The following is a 449-nucleotide window of genomic DNA, read 5'->3' on the forward strand; positions in this document are numbered from 1 at the left end:
GGTTATGTGTGAGGTTGCGGCGCTCGCTGACCAGTTCCAGGTCGAAGCGATAGGGTTGGTTAGTGCCTTCGGTGTCGATGAACGACAGCGCTCGCAGATCGTGCTCAAGATCATTGGTGGTAAGGCTGAAATAAGCCTGGCTGGCAGGAGCGAACATCCGCTGTTCCTCTAAAAAATGATATTCACGACACGCGCATTGAAAGAAGTGCGCAAGCAGTTGTGCGCAAAGGCAAAACGCAATTACTCACTCAACTTCGATACGAAACAGCGGATACTAAAATGCAAACTACAAATGGCGCTGTAGGGCATTTCTTTAATACATGAGGGAATTTTCTTGAGAGATTTATTGCGCCGTTCAGTGCGCTGAAGGATTGATATTGAGTGGGGGTTTTCGCCGGGAATAGGTCATTGAAGTCACCGCCGCCTTCCCGGCTGAAGCCGGTCCCACA

Annotated in this window: 1 protein-coding gene; it reads right to left on the reverse strand. The window is 50.1% G+C overall.

The annotated features are described in order from the left end of the window. Window positions 1–248: 248 nt before the first annotated feature. Window positions 249–449: hypothetical protein (locus tag ACCD02_RS32645; protein ID WP_413310713.1), on the reverse strand; the 201-nt coding region annotated here is incomplete at its 5' end.

Origin of the sequence: Pseudomonas sp. Pseusp88, assembly GCF_047303955.1 — a bacterium.
Classification (GTDB): Bacteria; Pseudomonadota; Gammaproteobacteria; order Pseudomonadales; family Pseudomonadaceae; genus Aquipseudomonas.